12 protein-coding genes and 2 tRNA genes are annotated in these 18,749 nt (G+C 63.6%); 1 reads left to right on the top strand and 13 read right to left on the bottom strand.

Annotation, left to right across the window (positions count from 1 at the left end):
- Positions 1-96: 96 nt before the first annotated feature.
- The 9 genes from dnaB to DXV50_RS08620 form a co-directional block, all read right to left on the bottom strand.
- Positions 97-1,491 (bottom strand): replicative DNA helicase, encoded by a 1,395-nt coding sequence (dnaB, locus tag DXV50_RS08660; protein WP_407418589.1) that lies wholly within the window; start codon positions 1,489-1,491, stop codon positions 97-99.
- A gap of 472 nt (positions 1,492-1,963) precedes the next feature.
- Positions 1,964-2,485, bottom strand: a complete 522-nt coding sequence (gene rplI, locus DXV50_RS08655; RefSeq protein ID WP_117205804.1) for a 50S ribosomal protein L9 — start codon at positions 2,483-2,485, stop codon at positions 1,964-1,966.
- 33 nt (positions 2,486-2,518) lie between these two features.
- On the bottom strand, positions 2,519-3,547 hold the full coding sequence (locus DXV50_RS08650; RefSeq protein WP_117205803.1) for a DUF2232 domain-containing protein: 1,029 nt from the start codon (positions 3,545-3,547) through the stop codon (positions 2,519-2,521).
- A 34-nt stretch (positions 3,548-3,581) separates the two neighbouring features.
- Positions 3,582-3,854, bottom strand: a complete 273-nt coding sequence (gene rpsR, locus DXV50_RS08645) for a 30S ribosomal protein S18 (protein WP_117205802.1) — start codon at positions 3,852-3,854, stop codon at positions 3,582-3,584.
- A gap of 63 nt (positions 3,855-3,917) precedes the next feature.
- Entirely contained in the window at positions 3,918-4,409 is a 492-nt protein-coding gene (locus tag DXV50_RS08640; RefSeq protein WP_117205801.1) for a single-stranded DNA-binding protein, read from the bottom strand.
- 45 nt (positions 4,410-4,454) lie between these two features.
- Positions 4,455-4,748, bottom strand: coding sequence for a 30S ribosomal protein S6 (rpsF, locus tag DXV50_RS08635; RefSeq protein ID WP_117205800.1), 294 nt, complete (start codon positions 4,746-4,748; stop codon positions 4,455-4,457).
- A gap of 415 nt (positions 4,749-5,163) precedes the next feature.
- The gene (locus DXV50_RS08630) at positions 5,164-6,354 is read right to left on the bottom strand and encodes a DUF4013 domain-containing protein (RefSeq protein WP_160118133.1); all 1,191 of its coding nucleotides are present in this window, start codon (positions 6,352-6,354) and stop codon (positions 5,164-5,166) included.
- Between the two features lie 157 nt (positions 6,355-6,511).
- Positions 6,512-6,602, bottom strand: a tRNA-Ser gene (locus DXV50_RS08625).
- A 40-nt stretch (positions 6,603-6,642) separates the two neighbouring features.
- A tRNA-Ser gene (locus DXV50_RS08620) sits at positions 6,643-6,733 on the bottom strand.
- A gap of 137 nt (positions 6,734-6,870) precedes the next feature.
- Between DXV50_RS08620 and DXV50_RS08615 the strand changes: the two genes are divergently transcribed.
- Positions 6,871-7,593, top strand: a complete 723-nt coding sequence (locus DXV50_RS08615) for a trimeric intracellular cation channel family protein (protein WP_232817498.1) — start codon at positions 6,871-6,873, stop codon at positions 7,591-7,593.
- 156 nt (positions 7,594-7,749) lie between these two features.
- Here the strand turns inward: DXV50_RS08615 and typA are convergent, their stop codons facing one another.
- From typA to DXV50_RS08595, 4 genes are all read right to left on the bottom strand, one after another.
- A complete protein-coding gene (gene typA / locus DXV50_RS08610; RefSeq protein WP_117205797.1) occupies positions 7,750-9,588 on the bottom strand; it encodes a translational GTPase TypA in 1,839 nt (612 codons plus the stop codon).
- A 99-nt stretch (positions 9,589-9,687) separates the two neighbouring features.
- Positions 9,688-10,152: a hypothetical protein gene (locus DXV50_RS08605; RefSeq protein ID WP_117205796.1), complete on the bottom strand. Its 465-nt coding sequence runs from the start codon at positions 10,150-10,152 to the stop codon at positions 9,688-9,690.
- Positions 10,153-10,223: 71 nt separating this feature from the next.
- Entirely contained in the window at positions 10,224-11,408 is a 1,185-nt protein-coding gene (locus DXV50_RS08600) for an MFS transporter (RefSeq protein WP_232817497.1), read from the bottom strand.
- A gap of 253 nt (positions 11,409-11,661) precedes the next feature.
- Positions 11,662-18,672, bottom strand: coding sequence for a Spy0128 family protein (locus DXV50_RS08595; RefSeq protein ID WP_117205795.1), 7,011 nt, complete (start codon positions 18,670-18,672; stop codon positions 11,662-11,664).
- Between the last annotated feature and the right edge of the window lie 77 nt (positions 18,673-18,749).

Genomic DNA, 18,749 nt, shown 5'->3' with positions numbered 1-18,749 from the left:
GAGGCTTTTTGCAGGTAATGGGGACATATCTTGTGGGATGTGTCCCCATTACCTGCAAAAAGCCTCCGTCCCCGGTGGCGGGGCTGTGGCGGTGGGTTACTCGCCGCGGAACTGCTTGTCGATCTCGACGAACTTGGTGGAGCCGGGCAGGAATGTCAGCGGGACGTCGGCCAGGGCGCCGGAACGGTTCTTGGCGATGATGAACGTGGTCTCGCCCATGGCAGGCCGGTCCTCGCGCGCGGCCTCCTCCTCGTTCATGGAACGGTCGAGCAGGGCAACGATGTCGGCGTCCTGCTCGATGGAGCCGGACTCTCGCAGGTCCGAGAGCTGCGGACGCTTGCCCGTGCGGTTCTCGACGGTACGGTTGAGCTGGGACAGCGTGATGACCGGCACCTCGAGGTCCTTGGCCATGATCTTGATGCCACGGGACATCTCGCCGACCTCGGTGGCGCGGCTGTCGGCACGGTGACCGCCGGACGGGGGCGAAATGAGCTGCAGATAGTCCACGATGACCACGCCGAGCTTCTTGCCACGCAGGATGCGGCGGGCCTTGGCGCGAATCTCCGTCACCGTGGTGCCGGGGGTGTCGTCGATGACGATGTCCAGCTTGGAGAGCTGCTCGGTCGCTTCCAGAATCTGCGGCCACTGCTCGGCGCGGATGTTGCCGGAGCGGATCTCCTGCAGGCCGATGCGGGCGTTGGCCGCCAGCAGGCGCTGCGCGATCTCCGTCTTGGACATCTCCAGCGAGAAGAGCGCCACGGACGCGCCGGCAAAGGCCGCGTTTGTTGCGAGGTTGAGCGCAAAGGACGTCTTGCCCACGCCCGGTCGGGCGCCGATGACCACCATCTGGCCAGGTCGCAGGCCAAGCAGGCAGCTGTCGATGGACGGGAAGCCCGTCTGGACGCCCAGGGGCTCGTCCTTGTGCTCGGCCGCGGCCTGCAGCTCCTCGTAGAGGTCGGCCATGACGTCCTCGAGGGACTGCTCGTTGGTGTGCACGTCGCGGTTGGTGACGTCCAGCAGCATCTTCTCGGCGCGGTCGATGACCTCCTTGGTGTCCTCGGGCGCGTCGTAGGCAAGGGCCGTGATCTGCGCGGACGCCAGAATCATCTTGCGCAGCGTGGTGTCGCGGTGGAGCATCTCCATGTGGCGGCGCCAGCCGAGAAGGGCAAGCGAGTTGTTGGCAAGGCCCAGCAGGTAGGAGCGGCCGCCTATCTTCTCCAGCTCGCCGGTGCTCTTGAGGTAGTCGGCAAGGGAGATGCTGTCCACCGGCTGGTTGCGGTTGAACATCTCGCGCACGGCCAAAAAGATGGTCTGGTTAGCCGGAAAGTAGAAGTCATCCGGCGTCAGCTCGATGAGGCACTCCTGAAGCGCGTCCGGAGAGATCATCATCGCGGAGAGCACAGAAGACTCCGCCTCGCGGTCCTGTGGCATGACGCCAGGCTCCGAGACGGTCATTCTCGTCGGGTTGATGTCGTAGTCGTCGGAAGGCACGGGCTCTCCTCGGTCGGTCAGATTTTGGCGACTTCCTACTTTAGCAGCACGTATGCTGCAAAGGGGCTTTCGCCGGTGGCATCCCCAATCTGGCACGTGTTTGCAAGTCAGTCCGTCTACCTTGAGTTTCTCGACTTTTCAACGTTTTCAACAATTAGCCAACTGGGCGTTTGTCAAGTTTTCAACACCGACGGAAGCCGTCTGAAGGCCCTATACACGTCAATCCAAAACGCGCAGCTCACACGGCGAGAAGCACGTAAACATAGCAACCATTTAAATCCAATGCTCACAAAACCGCAGGTAGATGGCACCGTTTGAAATCCTGTCAAAAAAGAAGCCGCCCCGGAAGGACCAACGTCCTCCCGGGGCGGATCATGTGCACCTCGCGAGTTGCAGGTGGTTTTTACTACACGCTGCTGACCTGCGGTTCTTGTAGAAATCCCCAGCTCAGCGGCGAGCGTTGAAAACCGTGCTACTCGGCGACCTCGGTGGTCTCGACCTCGGCCTCAACCTCAGCCTCGGCGGCCTCCTCCTCGGCGGGCTCCTCCTCGGTCACGCCGACAAGGACGGTGACCGTGGCGCTGATCTCGCGGTAGAAGTTGACCTCGACCTCGTGCTTGCCGGAGGTCTTGATGGCGTTGCCACGGCCGACGCGCTTGCGGTCGACCTCGACGCCGAGCTCGGCCTTGATGGCCTCGGCGATCTGGGCGGGGGTGACGGAGCCAAAGAGCTGGCCCTCCTCGCCGATCTTGGCGTCAACGGTGACGGACTTGCCATCGATGGCGGCCTTCAGAGCCTCGGCAGCGGCGATGCGCTCGGCCTCGCGCTTCTCGATGTTGTGACGGCGCTCCTCGAGCTGCTTGATGTTGCCCGGGGTGGCGGGCAGGGCCATCTTGTTGGGGAACAGGAAGTTCTCCGCGTAGCCCTGGGCGACCTCGACGATGTCGCCCTCGCCGCCCTTACCCCTGAGCTCATCCGTGAGGATGACTTTCATGGGATACTCCTTCTTCGGCCGGGTGTGCCGGCCCTAGTCTTGCCTCGCGTTGTCCTGGACGGTGACCGTCTTGCCACGGTTGAGGTGGCGGATGTCGCTCCACACGTCCATGAGTCCCACGATGCTCATTACGATGAACTGCATCTCAAGATACAGTGCCGCGATGACGGCCAGAGCCGCCATGAGCCCGCTGGGCCGCCTCTTCCGGATGAACCAGGAAAGAACGGCCAGGCCCTGTGCCGCAAAGGCAAACCTCACGGCAAGGATCACGTTTGCGCATGCCATGAACCAGATTCCGTCCGTCGGCACCTTGGCGGTGAGACAGACGGCCAGGCCCACGAGCGCCCCGACGAAGAGCGCGACCACCCACAGAGGGAGGTCAAACTCCGCGAAGTCCGGAAGGTCCGGGTTGCGCTCGCCCATGCGGGTGGACGCAATCCTCACTCCCAGATAGGCGAGCAGAAGCTCGCCCAGGGCGGGCACAACGTACGTGACAGGCCAGACCACGCGCAGTATTGCCTGCACGAGCGCAACCTGCTCGGACACCCCGTTGCCGAGGCTGCCGAGCTGCTGCAGGTAGACGTCAACCAGCGAGCTCATGCTGCTGGCCAGCGTCGTACCCCGGCCCGCGGCGAGAAGCGCGTCAGACCCAAGCTGGACAAGAGTCGCCATTCCGACAAGCATGCAGAGCACGCCTGCGGTCGCCCTCCCATCGCAGAACGCAACCGCCACCGCCACACCAAGGCAGCAGGCGACAAGTGCGGACGCGAGCGAGGACGAGTCCAGCTGGAGTCCCAAGACCAGCGCCGGAACGACGCACGCAAGGACTCCAAGGGCCCGGGCGGAAATCGGCCTTCTCGACGAGACGACGCTCATTCCAAACCCGACGAACAGGGCGGCGGCCAGCGGCGATGCCGTTGCGGCCAGACCACCCAGCGCGCAGAACAGGTACCCCAGAAAGACGCTTATCTCTCCCCCGGCTCTTCTTGGGGGCTCCCCGTCCTGGGGACGGATTGCTCCAGAAGGGACGGGAGGCAGGCCGTCACCGGTTTGCCTGTCCAACGGCGCGCGCTCCCTCTCGAATCGCAGCCAGTCCCTAACCGCGGCTACGGCCGCCGCGGCTGGAGACCACGGGAACGGTGTAGGGCAGGAGCGCCATCTCGCGAGCACGCTTGATGGCGTTCGCGATGTCGTGCTGGTGCTGCGTGCAGGCGCCAGTGACGCGGCGCGGCTTGATCTTGCCGCGGTCGGTCATGTACTTGCGGAGGAGCTGAGTGTCCTTGTAGTCGATGAACTCAGTCTGCTCCTTGCAGAACTGGCAGTACTTGCGACGCGGCTGGCGCTGAAAATCTTGCTTCTGCTGAGCCATGTCTTGTTGCCTTTCTATTGGCGGTACCCAAGGTACCTCGCGGTGCGGGCACCGCCGGAATGATTAGAACGGGATGTCCTCGTCGTAGACGTCCGCCGCAGGCGGGGTCTGGACGGGGCGCTGCGCAGGCGCGGGCGCCGGGGCGTTGTAGGAGGGAGCCGCCTGCTGGTAGCCACCCTGCTGCTGGTACTGGGCGGGCGCCGGAGCACCTGCGCCGCCCTGGTTCCTCGAGGAGAGGAACTCCACCTCGTCGACCACGACCTCCAGCTTGCTTCTGCGCTGGCCGTCCTGCGTCTCCCAGGAGCTGTAGCGAAGCTTGCCCTCGATGGCAACCTTCGAACCCTTAGAGAGGAGTCGGGAGAGGGCATCGGCGCGGTTGCCGAAGACCACGCAGTCCACGAAGTTGGGACGGTCCTCCCACTCGCCGGTCTGCTGGTTCCTCGCGCGGTCGTTGACCGCGACGCCGAAGCGCAGAATCTGCATGCCACTGCCCGTGGCGCGCAGCTCGGGGTCACGCGTGAGGTTTCCGGAAATGTTAACCCTGTTGATGCTCATCTTTTCACTACCTCTCTCGCGGGGGCAGGCCCCGCGCTTCCATGCTTAGTCCCTGTCGGAACGGCACACGACCATGTGGCGCTTGACAGCGTCGTTGATGCGCAGAACTCGGTCGAGCTCGGCGATCTGCTGGGGGTCTGCGTGGAAGTTGATGAGGGTGTAGTCACCCTCGGTGAGGTCGTCGATCTCAAAGGCGAGCTTGCGCTTGCCCCAGTCCTCGACGGAATCGACGACGCCGCCCTCGGCGGTGATAGCAACGTCGATGCGCTTCATAACACCAGCGCGGGTCTCCTCGTCAGTGTTGGGAGCGACGAAGAACAGCAGTTCATAAGCCTTCATGTGGTCACCTCCTCTGGGCTAATGGCTTCGGGAAGTGAAGGTGCACCCGAAGCAGGAAAGGTTCGGCGGTAGATGTTAGCACAGGATTTGCCAGGCACCTTGCAAATCCACGTTTTGCCTACCAAACGCCCGCGTCATCCTGTCCCACGCAGTCTCGTTTCTTTGCGGCAGAGCGTAGCAGAGGCAACGGACAGCTAGCTTTCCCGCAGCTTACCGCACGCGTACCGCAAATCGTGTCTCTCCATGAAGAGGCGCTTGCAGCTAGCTTGCACCACGTTTTCGGGATCGAGATTATCCACGCATCCGCCACAACTGGGCAGGACCGCATGCCGGAATCCTGCGGTTTTGTCGCAAAAAAAAAGGACGGTCCGCGTTGCCACAGGCCGTCCCCCATCATCACTCGAGAAGTGCGTGTCTATTCTTGCGCGGGCGCGTCAGATTCCTCGTCGGCAGGTCCCTCACCAGCGGGTTCGTTCTGCTCGGAAGCAGCCTTGGCGATGGGCTCCACCCCAATGACCTCGGAGCCGTCAGGCGCATATTCGGGCTCGGGCGCCACGGGCTCCTCGGGCTCCGCGGGAGCCGCCACGGGCTCAGGCTCCACTGCCACCGGCGTGGGCTCCACCGCCGCCGGCTCAGGCTCCGCCACCGGCGCCGCGGGCTCCGTCGGCCGCACGGGCGCCTCGGCAGGAGCGTCCGCCACTGTCGCAGGTGCCACGGGCGGCGCTGCATCCGTGACCTTCTCGCCGGCAAACGCCGTGCTCGGCAGGGGCTCCTCGCTGCGGCCCCAGTTGGCAACGTCAAACTGGCGAATCCAAAGACCTAGGGCGGCATAGACCACCATGCTGATCCCGTTGCGAAGGACCAGGGCAATGAGGCCGAGGACGATCAACGTGGGCCCAAAGGCGGCGATGACATAGAAGAACAGCTCCATGGCGAGCTGGGTGACGTAGTACTCGAGGTCGCCGTAGGGGGAGAGGCCGCTGTTGTAGTAGCCAAGCTCACTCGTCAGCGAGATGATGCGCGGCATGGCACCGAGCGCGGTGACGGACAGGACTATCCCGCTGACAAGGGCAATCACCAGGTAGCACAGCATCTCCCAGCCCAGGATGCTAAGCAGGCCGCTCGGGTCGCGACGACCGAGCTCCACGAGGTTCTTCCAAGAGAAGCCCGCGCCGGCCTTCTGGTAGATGGTTGCGCGCAGCGTCGCCACAGAGACGACCATGCCCAGGTAGAGGCAGCAGATGGTCCACAGCGTGCTCAACAGGCCGCCAATCAGGGGCAGCGCGCCGCAGACGCCGCCGATGACGCCCATGACCAGGCTCCAGACCAGCAGGACCAGAAAGCCGCGCCAGCCGCTCGAGATGCAGCTGCCCACGCGGACGCCATGGCGCTTGGGGCTCACGTCGGCGCCCCAAGCAACAAGGCGCGCCCACTCAAGCTTGTAGCCAAGCACGCCCAGCGGTCCGGCCACGGGCACGAGGTCGGCCGCCGCACAGACGGCCACGGGCTTCCACCAGCCCTTCTCGCGCGTAAGCAGGGACCAGGCACGCGAGAAGTACCTGCCCCTCTCAAAGCCACCGCTAGTGGCAAGGTCAGACGTTGCCATTGCTTCTCCTCTCGTCGCACAGGGCACGGGCGGCATGTCATGGATGCGGTTACCAGGTTGATACCCAAACAGGTCCATGGTGGCATCTTTGTGCTCCGGGGCGCAACTCCCCAGGCAACAAAAAACCGGCCCGCATGTGCGGACCGGTCGGTCATTCTGGCGGAGGGAGAGGGATTTGAACCCTCGTAGCTCCAGAGGAGCTAAACGGTTTTCGAGACCGCCGCATTCAGCCGCTCTGCCATCCCTCCAGTTAGCAAAACGGGCGCCCTTGGGCGCCCGAGAATTTACTGGCGGAGAGTCTGGGATTTGAACCCAGGATACGCTTTAGGCGTATACACGATTTCCAATCGTGCTCCTTCGGCCACTCGGACAACTCTCCATGTCTGGTGCGTTAGCTAGTCTACTAGAAACCGTTTGCCTTTGTAAAGCGCCAATCCGCCATCTTTTTTCTTTTTTGGGACGGCGATGGTTCACAATGGACGGGCATCAACCGCCACGCCCCTTGTGGAGAAACCCGTGCCAGACTTCTTTGAATACCTCAGCCCCAACGTCGCCGTGTCGCTTCCCGCGTGGCTTGACCTCGCATCCGTCGCCGTCGGCGGCCTGACCGGCGCGCTCGTGGCCCGCGAGCGCAGGCTCGACCCCATCGGCTTCATTGGGCTCTCCATGCTCTGCGGCCTGGGCGGCGGCCTCATCCGCGACATGGCCATGCAGTCCGGCGGCGTCTACATGCTCGACAATCCCTACGCCATTCCCGCCGCGGTGCTCATCGGCCTGGTGGCGTTCCTCTTCCCCGGGCCCTTCGCGCGCATTCCCAACCTCATCGAGTGGGTGGACATCATCTCCGTGGCACTCTTTGCCCTCGGCGGCACTGACAAGGCCATCGTCCATGGGCTTCTCCCCATATCGGCCGTGCTCATGGGCACGCTGACCGGCGTAGGCGGCGGCATGCTGAGAGACGTCTTCCTGGGAGACGTGCCCGGGATCTTCAAGCCAAGCAACTTCTACGCCGTCTGCGCCGTTGCCGGCAGCGCCGTCTACTACGTGCTGGTCATGTTCCTGGGGGCAAACAAGTACCTGGCCGCCATCCTGCTCATGGCCGTCACCGTGGGCCTGCGCCGCTGGTCCCTCTCCGTGGGCGCCACCACCCCCGCCGACGTCAACCTGGTCCCCCAGCTCAAGCGCCTGGCGAGAACCGCCCACGTCACCCGCACCCACCAACGCCGCAAAGACAAATAGGCATCCCGCGAGCCATGGCTCGTCGCCGCCCCAAAAACATTTAGTTGAATGCGAGTTCCGCAGAAGGCCCGGCCGACTGAAAGTCGACCGGGCCTCCGAGTATGTCTGAGCAGGCAACCTATCTATGCGGCCACCCCACCGACAAGCACTTCTCGCCTACTTGTTCACCTTGCCATTGCGAACCGCCCACTTGCGGCGGTCGGTCTCGTTGAGGATGCGCTTGCGCATGCGGATGGACTGCGGCGTGATCTCCACGAGCTCGTCGTCCATGATGTACTCCAGCGCCTCCTCGAGGGTGAAGGTGCGCGGCGGGGTGAGCTGCACGGCGATGTCGGCGGTGGAGGAGCGCTGGTTGCCCAGGCTCTTGGTGCGGGCGATGTTGACCACCATGTCGCCGGGCTTGGAGCGCTCGCCGACGAGCATGCCCTCGTAGCACTCGTCGCCAGGACCCACGAAGAGCTGGCCGCGGTCCTGCAGGGTGCCCAGGGCGTAGGCCACGGCCTTCTCGGTGCTCATGGAGATCATGGCGCCATTCTGGCGGACGCCAATCTCGCCGGCGTAAGGGCCGTACTCCAGGAAGGTGTGATAGAAGACGGCGTCGCCGTGGGTGACGTTCAAGATGCGGTTCTTGAGGCCCATGATGCCGCGCGTGGGGATCTTGAACTCGAGGTGGGTCTGCGTGGTGCCCGCGTCCATGCTGACCATGGTGCCGCCGGCGTTGCCGAAGACCTCGATGACCTTGCCGGAGTACTCGCCGGGGCACTCGACGACGGCCTGCTCGACGGGCTCCATCATCTTGCCGTCGTCGCCCTTCTTGAACAGGACGCGCGGGCGGCCGACCTGGAACTCAAAGCCCTCGCGGCGCATGGTCTCCATCAGGACGGAGAGGTGCAGGATGCCGCGGCCGGAAACCTCGATGCCGGTCTTGTCGGGCAGCTCCTCGATGCGCATGGTGACGTTGTTCTCGCGCTCCTGGAACAGGCGCTCCTTGAGCTGGCGGCCGCCGACGATGTCGCCCTCGCGGCCCACGAGCGGGGACGTGGAAGCCTCGAAGATGATGGAAAGAGTCGGCGGGTCGATCTCGATGGGCTCGAGCTCGACGGGGTTCTCGGGGTCGGTGTAGACGTCGCCGATGTCGGTGGAGTCAATGCCCACGACGGCGGCGATGTCGCCGGCGACGGCCTCGGTGCACTCCTTGCGGCCCAGGTAGTCAAAGGTGAAGAGCTGCTTGACCTGGCTCATGGCGCGGGAGCCGTCGTTCTTCACGACGAGGATCTTGTCGCCGTCGTGGATGGTGCCGGAGTAGACGCGGCCGATGCCGATGCGGCCCACGTAGTCGGAGTGGTCGATGGTGACGCACTGCATGGCGAGGGGGCCGTCGGGGTCCACGTCGGGGGCAGGCATGTCGTCCACGATCATGTCGAGCATGGGGAACATGTCCATGTTGCCGTCCTCGGGGTCCAGTCGGGCAAAGCCGTTGACCGCGGAGGCGTAGATGACGTGCTCCATGGCAAACTCGAGCTGCTCGTCGGTAGCGCCGAGGTCGGCCATGAGGTCGAGGCAGTCGTTGTAGGCCTTCTCAGGGTCGGCGCCGGGCTTGTCAATCTTGTTGACAACGATCATGACGGCCAGGCCGGCAGCAATGGCGTGGGAGAGCACGAAGCGGGTCTGGGGCATGGGGCCCTCGGCGGCATCGCACAGCAGCAGGGCGCCATCGGCCATGCGCAGGACGCGCTCGACCTCGCCGCCAAAGTCAGCGTGGCCCGGAGTGTCAATGACGTTGATCTTGACGTCCTTGTACTCGATGGAGATGTTCTTGGCCAGGATGGTGATGCCTCGCTCGCGCTCCTGGTCGTTGGAGTCAAGCACGCGCTCCTCGACCTGCTGGTTTGCACGGAAGGCATCAGTGGCCTTCAACAGCTGGTCCACGAGCGTGGTCTTGCCGTGGTCGACGTGCGCAATGATTGCGATGTTCCTGATGTTCTCCTGGCGCATATGTCCCTCTCGCTTGGTCTCTGCCTCAGTTTTCGGCAACTGGAGAATTATACAGCGCGAACGGCGAGAAGGGCGTGCCAGGCGGTGCTGTCACGTGTTCTACAGCAGCGGGTCAAGCTCTCCTGCGGGCTGGGGCTCCGTCCAGCCAAAGGTATCCTCATCGCCGGTGACCTCAACCAGCGAGAACGCAGAGTAGCTGCGCCAGCCGCGCTCGCCAAACTCCAGCAGGACGGCGTCCTGGTAGGCGCCCTTCTCGTCTGCGATGGCGCCACGGTAGGCAAGGGCGTAGCGCAGGGGCTCGCCCAGGTGGGCGCGGGGGTCACCGTGGTCGCGAGCCAGCTCGCCCACGCGCTTGTGGGCGCCCTCGAGGCACTCCTCGGGACCGTCATCGGCAAACTCGTAGCTGGCAACGGCGCCAGACGCGTCCTGGACGGCCAAGAGCACGTCAAGCTCCTCGCCAACGGCCAGGACGTCCAGCGCCTTGCCCAGAAGCTGGCTGGCAAGCTCGTCGGTCTTTGCGGAGACGCCCTCGCGAAGCTCGGCGCCGTTGGAATCAGCAGTCATGCGCACCCCTCGGTCATCGGTCTTATGCGTCACATCATACCCGCGGCATGGCGGCGGGGACGGGGCAATTGTCACGCGCGGCGGCAGGCGCGGTTCACGGCCTCGGCCATGAGTGCCATGACGGCGAGAAGTGCGGCCAGGTAGAAGGGGTAGATCGCGGGAGAGACGCCCTCGGCTAGCACGCCGAAGAGGGGTGACATCACCAGGGAGCCCACGTAGGCAAACGCCATCTGGAGGCCCGTGAGCGCCAGCGCGTTGGAGGCGCCGAAGTTCTCGGGCGTGGAATGGATGATGCTCGGGTAGATGGGTGCGCAGCCCAGGCCGCAGACCACGAGCCCCACCATGGCAGCCGCGTTGGGAAGCGGAGCCAGCAGCAGGGCCAGGCCCACGGCGATGAGCACCTGGCCCAGGCGGATGAGTTGACCGTCATTGAGGCGCATCGTCAGAAAGCCCGAAACGGCGCGTCCGGCGGTGATACCCACGTAGAACAAGGATGCCCAGGCGGCCGCGTCGCCTGCGGAGACGCCACGCGCGAGGGTGCAGTAGCTCGCAGCCCAGGCACCACAGGTGCTCTCAAAGGCACAGTAGCAGAAGAAGCAGATCAGACACTCACGGACGCCAGGAACGCGCAGCAGCTCGCGACGGGAGGCGTCCGAGGGCCTAACGTCCTCGTCAGAGGCAGCGCGACCAGCGAACTTCTCGCCGACCTTCTCGCCGACACGGTTCCAAAACGGTAGGGAGGCAGTGACCACCGCGGCAATGACCAGCTGGATCACGCCCAGGACCCTGAAGCCGACGTTCCACGTGGAGCCAACCAGGCAGCGAGCGACGATCATGGGACCGGCACTGGCGCCGACGCCCCACATGCAGTGCAGCCAGCTCATGTGACGAGAGGCGTAATGAATGGCAACGTAGCTGTTGAGCGCGGCATCGATGGCACCGGCGCCGAGACCGTAAGGCACTGCCCACAGGCAGAGCTGCCAGAACTCCGTGCACAGCGAGAAGCCCATGAGGCCCGCCGCGGTCATGACCACGGAGACGGCCGAGGTCTTGCCCGTGCCCAGCCTCCTCACCACGGAGACCGACGCCACGCTTGAGGCGATGGTCCCCAGGCAGATGATGGCCGAGACCAGGCCGACCCAAGAGACGCCGGCCCCAAGCCCACCATACATGGACGGCCACGCGGCGCCCAGGGCCGAGTCGGGCAAGCCCAGACTCACAAAAGTCAGGTAGATCACAGGCAGCAGCGCAGGCAACCTCTTCTCCTCTCGTCCTCAAATTGGGGACGTGTTCGTTTTTGCGCAAGTTTGAACACGTCCCCAATTTGCGAGGTATACCCACATTTGGGCCGCGCGCCGCGAGTCAAGACGTTGCGGGTGGTTGTGGACGGCCAGACGGCCGAAAGCGACCACAACCACCCGCAAGTTCGGGTTGCGTTTGGGTTGCAGGTGATTGTGGTCCCTCTCAGTGAGAAAACCGTCCACGTTCACCCGCAACTCTGACCGCTGCCTACCTCCTGCGACGAATCACCAGGCCGCCGGCGAGAAGGACAACCGCCCCAAGCGCGAGCGCGGCCGCCGCGGCGGAGTCAAAGAGCACGTCCCCAGCCTTGGGGATGGCGCGGGTCGGCTTGGGACTGGCCGGCTTGCTGGGCACCCTGGGCTGTTCGGGGGCCTTGGGGCCCTCGGGCTCCTTGGGCTCTTCGGGCACGGTCGGCGGGGTGTAGGTGTTCTCGAAGGCAAGGGAGCCTTCGGGGGCATCCGTGGTCACCGTCGCGCTGAGGTGGCCAAAGCCGTCATCCACAACCGTGACCGTCAGGGCAAAGACGCGCTCGTCGTAGGTCACACCCTCCTGCCCGTCATTGAGCTCGCACAGCTCGTAGGTGTAGGTTCCCGGCTCGGTAAGGAGCAGGTGCGGGAACGCCACGTTGCCCTGGGCGTCGTTGGTGGCGCGCAGGTCAGAGCCCATGCCCGTGAGCTGGAACGCAAACTGCCCGTCTGTCAGGGTCGCGCCCAGAAGCTCCTTGTGGGCCGTGATGGTCACGTCGGCGGGAGTCGTCTCATAGGCGTTGGTGAAGGTTGCCGGGCCCTCCTCCACCAGCTCATGCTTCACGGCAAGCGCGCCGTCGCCCGTGTCAGAGACCGTGGTGTTGACGTGGTACGTCGTACCAGAGTAGCGCACGCCATCGATGGTCTTACCAGCGTTGACCTCGCGAATCTCATAGCTGTGGGTACCGGGCACGTCGTAGGTGATGGGACTCAGCGCCACGGTTCCGTCGGCAGCGTTGGTGCCAGTGGCCACCACTTTGCCGTCCTCGAGCATCTCAAAGCAGAACTCCCCAGCGACCATGCTGCGGCCGGTCAGGACCTTGGAGACGCTCACCTGATCGGTAACGCTGGAGGGCGTGGGCGCAGGCTTGTAGACGTTGGTGAACGTCAGGTCGGGCTGGCCGGCGGTGAGGGGCGCTCCATCGGCGTCGGTGAACTCGGCCGTCAGCTTGCCGTGGCCGTCATCCGTGACCGTGATGTAGATGTCACGGGTGTTGCGCAAGTCGTTGGTCACGCCAGTGGCGGAGCCGGTCTCGGTCACGACGTAGTGGAAGGTCCTCTGGCGAGAAGTGCCTGCCAGCGGCTCCACGACCTCGCTCGCAATGTGGAAAAGGTTGCGGCGGAACGTCTGCCTGCGGGCGGCGTTGACCGTCGCGACGTCGGTGGCGTCAGGGGTCGACGCAGCCTCGGCGTCAAGGGCGGAGACCTCCTCTACGACAGGGGTACCCAGGTCAGCGACCTCGTCCTGGGTGAGAAGCTCGTCCTGCTGAGGCTCCTCGGCAGGAGCGGGAGAGTCACTGGGGTCACTCACAGGCTCGGTCTCGGGCGCAGCAGGTTCAAGCTCCGCGTCCTTCTCGCCAGTCGCGGAGGATGGGGCCTCGACACGCGGACCCGCCTCGGACTCGGAGTCGGCCACTGGCTTCTCGTCGGACGGCACCTCGCCGCTTTGTCCGGCTTCCCCGTCGGCGTCCTGAATCACGACGCCGCCAAAGACGTTATCAAGAGTGAACGTGATCTTGCCAAAGGAGAAGCCGCCGTTGGCGTTGGTCACCTCGGTGCGCTCGGGCATGGGGGCGCCATACTCGCCCGTGATGGTGAAGCCGAACTCGCCATCGCGCAGGTCACGGCCCTCAAGGACCTTAGTGCCGGAGACCTCAATCTCGGCATCGCCGGTGCCATAGGAGTTCTCAAATGCCAGCCCGCCCTCGGGATAGTCGACGTCGCAGGTAAGGGTTCCGTTGTCGTGGTCGGTCACGGTGACCGTGACGGTAAAGCTGCTGGTCACGGGCGTGACGCCCTCCGCCTTCAGGCCATCGGTGACCTCGCGGGCCGTATAGGTGTACGTGCCGGGCGCCGTATAGCTCAGACGGCCGAAGTTGACGCTTCCGGACTCGTCGTTGCGGGCAGTGGCCACAACGTCCCCAGCCTCATCAACTAGCTGGAACTCAAATTCACGGGCGCTCATCAGGCGGCCGTTAAGGGTCTTTGTACCCACGATCTCCGCAGTGGTGCCCGTGGCGGCATAGCGGTTCACAAACGCCACCGTGGCACCGGGGGCCGCGGCCTCGCCGTCAGAGGCATACGTCCAGCTGCGGGTGCCACCCTCGCCAGAGACGGTCGTGGTCACAAGCAGCCTGCCGTTCTCGACGTCATTGGCCACGCTCACGGAAACGTTCCACGTGGAGCAGTCGCAGGAATAGCCTGGATCGGGCTCTTTCTCAGTGACGGTGTATTTCCAGGTCTTTCCCGCGTCGTTCTGCGTGAAGACGATCTCTCCGCTGGTGGCGGCAATGGTCACGGTACCGCCATCGGCAATCTCGGAAGAGCTGTAGGTGCCGGCGATGCCTAGCACGTCATCACCCTTGGTGGAGATGGTGAAGCCAAACCTGTCGGCCGCGGCAGACGTGCCCTCAAGCGCCTTGGTGATGGTCAGGCCACCCATGGCGTTGTAGTCAAGCTCCGCGCTGTACCTGTTCACGAAGGCCGCAGAGCCAGATACCAGGCGAGAAGAGGCCACGAGCTGGCCCGTTGCCGTGGAGTCGGTGACCGTCACACGGAAGTGGGCGACGTTGGTGGTGTACCCAACGCCGGCGATGGTCTGGCCCGCGTTGACCTCGTGGACCTCGTAGTCATAGGTGCCCGCGGCGGTGTAGATGATCTCACCAAAGTCGAACGGGGCGTGGCCAGAGCTGGCATCAGCGGCCTTAACGGTGACCTGCGAGTTTGCGGGCATGGGAGCGCCGGAGAGGCCAACAAGCTTGAACGTGAAGGCGTCGGTCGAAGCCCAGTCACGACCCTCGAGTACCTTTGCCAGGCCAAAGTTTGCGGTGTCAAAGCTACCGGGAGTAGCCTGGTAGGTGTTTTGGAACGCAACCTCGTTGCCGGGGGCACCGTCAACGGTGGTGGTCACGTGCAGGGTTCCGTCAAGGGCGTCCTCAACGGTAATAATGACCTCGTGCTCGACTGCGTCATAGGTCACGCCGGGAAGCTTGGCGTCGACGGTGGGCACAACCTCGGCAACCTTGAAGCGGTACGTGCCCACGTCGCTGCGGTCGAAGTGCAGGCCGGAGAGCTTGGTCATTGCGTTCTTCTCGCCGGACGCGCGCTGTCCGTCATTGGCAAACGCGCGGTCAGAGCTGGCGAGAAGTGCCTGGGACTGCTCGTCCTCGCCCGTGATGGTGAACTTGAACTCGCGCTCGCGCATGGTGCGGCCGATGAGGGTCTTGCTGACCGTGATGCCCGCATAGTCGGTGTCGGCCGGCCTGTAGGTGTTGATGAAGGTCGCAGCCTCGACGTCACGGGCGGCCTCGTCGGAGTAGGTGGTGGACTGGACGTAGAGCTGCCCGCCCTGGTCCGCAATCTTCACGGTCACGGTGTAGACGTGCCCGTCATAGGTCATGCCGCCAGCAGGCTGGTCGGGCGCGACCTCGCGGACCTCAAAGACGTAGGTGCCAGCCTTGGTGAACGTGGCGGTACCAAAGTTGAAAGACTTGGCCTCAGAGTCCGCAAGGTCCCCAACCTCAACCTCACGCGAGAAGCCCGCGCAGCCGCCCTCGGGGCCTGAAGTCTGTGTCAACGAGAACGCGAACTTCTCGCCGTCAAGGGAATCGCGGCCCTTGAGGGTCTTGGTGCCGTGGATGAAGCTCTGAACCGTGGCAGGCGTGGCCTCATAGGTGTTGGAGAAAGAGATGGTCTCGCCGGGAACGGCCGTCTGCCCCTCACGGGTGTTCTGGACGCTGAAGACGACCTCGCCCGCCTCGTTCAAGCTCGCGGTCACGGTGATGTGCCAGACGGTGCCGTCGTAGGTCATGCCGTTGACGCCGCTGTTGACCTCGCGAAGCTCATACTCGTAGGACTTGGGCGTCTTGTCAGCATTGACGTCATTCTCGTCAAACGTGACCTGCTCGAAGGCAAAACGGCCGGTGGCGTCAACGTTGGCCGTGGCCTTGTCGCCCACAGTATTGGCAGGCATGGGAGCACCCTCGGTCTTGGCTGTGAGCTCAAATTGGAACATTCCGGAGCTCAGCGGGTGGGAACCCGTCTTGTCCTCATAGTTCTTGGTGCCGCGGAGGTCCCACTCGGCCTCCTTGACGTCGAAGACGTTGGTGAAGGCGGCACGGTCAGTCTTCACGCCCGCGCCATCGGCGAGCGTGGCACCGGTATCGTCCTTGAGGCGCAGCATGGTGGACTCGACCTTGAGCGTGCCGTCGTGAGCCTCATCGGTCACGGTGACGGTCACGCGGTAGAGAGCCTGGCTGACGGACATGCCGGGCAGGATGCTCACGTCGTAGCCATCGCCCGCGCGCGCCTCGACGATGTTGTAGACGTAGGTACCTGGCTTGGTATAGGTGATGTCGCCGAAGTTGAAACCAACGGCGGTACTCTCGGTGGTTCCCTCGGACTGAGTCAGCCCAAGCGCAAACTTACCGTCCACGGAGTTCTCGGGCATGGGAGCACCGTCGATACCCGTGAGTACGAAGACGAACTTGTCCTGCATGGTCCAGTCACGGCCGGTCAAGGTCTTCTCGCCGTTAAGGGAGGTGCCGCCGAAAAGCGTTCCGGTGGCCCCGTAGGTGTTAGTGAACGCAGCCGCGCTCTTCTCGCCAACTGTGATGGCTCCGGAAGCACCCTCGGAGGAAGCGGTCCAACCAGAGAGCGAGGCCTCGGTGACCTCGTACTTCCAACCGGCTGAAAGGCCGGTGATGGTGAGCTTCTGGCCACCCTTGAGCTTGTGCGTGTACGTGCCGTTGGCATCAAAGGCAATCGAGAAGTTCGCATCGCCCGTGACCCGGCCGGAGGCGTCGGTCACGGTGCCGGTCACGGTCTTGTCCTTAGCCTCGGGAATGCTCACGGTGAAGTCGAAATCCTGGTTGGCGTAGACTGCCGCGTCAAAGCCCTCGGGAACCACGATGGTCTTGGAGACCTCAAGGGAGCCGGGCTCGGGCAGGCTGAGCTTGCCGTTGTTGCCCAGCCAGACGAAGACCTGGTTACCAGACCACTTGGGGTTGATGAAGCTCGTGGCGGTGCCGGTGTCGTTTGAGTCCTTGTCGGTGTGGAGCTCGTTGATGTAGGTCATGCGGCGCGTTCCCTGGGAGAGCTGCGCATGGCCGTCACCCGTGTCGCTGATGTAGCCGTCGATGCTCTCCACGGCACTTGAGTCAAAGCTCACGATGTGGCTGCCCTGGGAGGCGGAGGTGCCGCTGATGTTCCAGAACGTGCGCTCATAGTAGTAGGTCTTGCCTTTTACCAGCGGATACGCCGCCGGCTGGGTCAGAGCCTCATCCTCGTAGATGGGCGTGTCGCGGGTGATGTAGTAGTAGCTGTTCTCCTCCGCCGGGGTGAAGGTTGCCGCGGCGTCGCCATTGGCCTTGCCAGACCATGCGCTGACCAGGAAGAACACGTTTCCGGACTCGTCCCTGTGCGTCTTCATGTAGTCGGCCATCTGCGCGTCTGGATTGGCGAGAAGGGCCGCCGCCTGCGGCTTCAGACTTGAGCCAAAGAAGACGCGGATGGGGAAGGTCAGGCTCACGGAGCCCGTGTTGTCGTCAGCGTTGACGTTGAAGGCACGCAGCGGGATGAGGGCCGCAGGAACCTTGATGGTCACGTGATCGCCAGTGCGAACGTCACCCTCGCCGGAGCGGCGGACCTCAATGACGATGCTGGAGAGGTCACCCGCAGGATACAGGACGGTGCCCGCAGTGCCGCTAAACACGTGGGTGTCCGTGTTGCCGGACGTGGTCTTTGTCTTGGCCTTAAAGACCTGGTTGGCAAAGACGATGCAGTTGAAGTCATCTACCTGCATGTAGTCGCCAAGCTGGTCGGTGAAGGTGACGTAGCCGGAAGCGTGCTCGAGGCCGTCCGTCACGTCGGTGGGGTAGCCTGCTGCGTCGGAGATCTCCTTGGAAATGCCGTCAAAGACCTTCTTCAGCTCATCGGCGTTGGTCGCCGTCTTGTAGAAGGCAGCGCCGTCGACGTGAGTACCGAGGTTCCAGCTGTAACCACCCCAGGAATACGCATAGGTCGCATTGGGGTAGTTACTGGAAACGGCCTGCATAAACTTATTCTCACTGCTGGTTCCATTTGCGGTTGGATCTGCAGTAGCGTTCGCACCGCTAAAAATACCGATGGTATAGACCGTGCCACCGGCATCTTTGATTGCTTTAGCAGTTGCTATCGCACTACTCGCAACGTCATCGTCAAATCCGCTGTACGAATTTGGCTCACCGTCAGTGAAGAACACGACCACCTTGCGTGCACCGGCGCGGCCGGGGGCCTCGAGCTGGGTCTGCGCGAGCTGCAGACCGTAGTCGGAACGCGTTGCGCCGGCAGGGCTGATGGCGTTAACCTTGGCCTTGAGGTTGGAGGCACCATTGGTGTCCACCACGGTCAGGTTCTGCATGACCTGGCTATAGTTGTAGGTGTACCCCCCGTCTCGATATTTGTCGTTTCCCACGCGGTCCGTCTTGTCGCCTGAGAACTTGACCACGGCGACGGAGTGGCGCTGGTCCGCCTCGGAGATGCCCGCGTTTCTCGCCGCGATCTCGTCAATGAAAGAGTTAGCAGCGGCCTTGAGTGCGTCGATGCGCTTGGTACTATCGGTACGCCCCATCGGGTCATCCATGGAGCCGGAAGCATCCAGCACCAGCACGATGTCCAGCGGCTCGGTCGCAGTCTCGCGCAGGTTGGACGTCGAGGAGATAGCACTGAAGGCCGTAAGGAAGTCAGAGCCCTTTTCTTTGGGGATGATCTTCTCGCCACCCGCGCCCGTGAGCACGATGTCGCCGTCGGAGACGGTCTTGTCAGTCCAAATGCGGCCGACGTTCTCCGTCGAGTTTTCAAGACCCCAGTCGCGCCATGTCGACGCGGAGGAGGGATCTGCCAACGTCGTGGCACCCACCGTCGCGGCAAGGGTCGTCGTCGGAGCTAATGCGAGAAGTACAACGAACAACAACAAGAGCCTTAGACGCTTCATGGTGACCTCCTCAAGCGAAAGCCAGCTAACCTAGCTTATCGTCCGGGAACTGAAGCAAAACTGATAGGTCACACATG

Source organism: Paratractidigestivibacter faecalis, assembly GCF_003416765.1.
GTDB classification, from domain to species: domain Bacteria; phylum Actinomycetota; class Coriobacteriia; order Coriobacteriales; family Atopobiaceae; genus Paratractidigestivibacter; species Paratractidigestivibacter faecalis.
The sequence above is the reverse complement of the archived record's forward strand: the minus strand, read 5'-3'. Positions and strand labels throughout refer to the sequence as shown.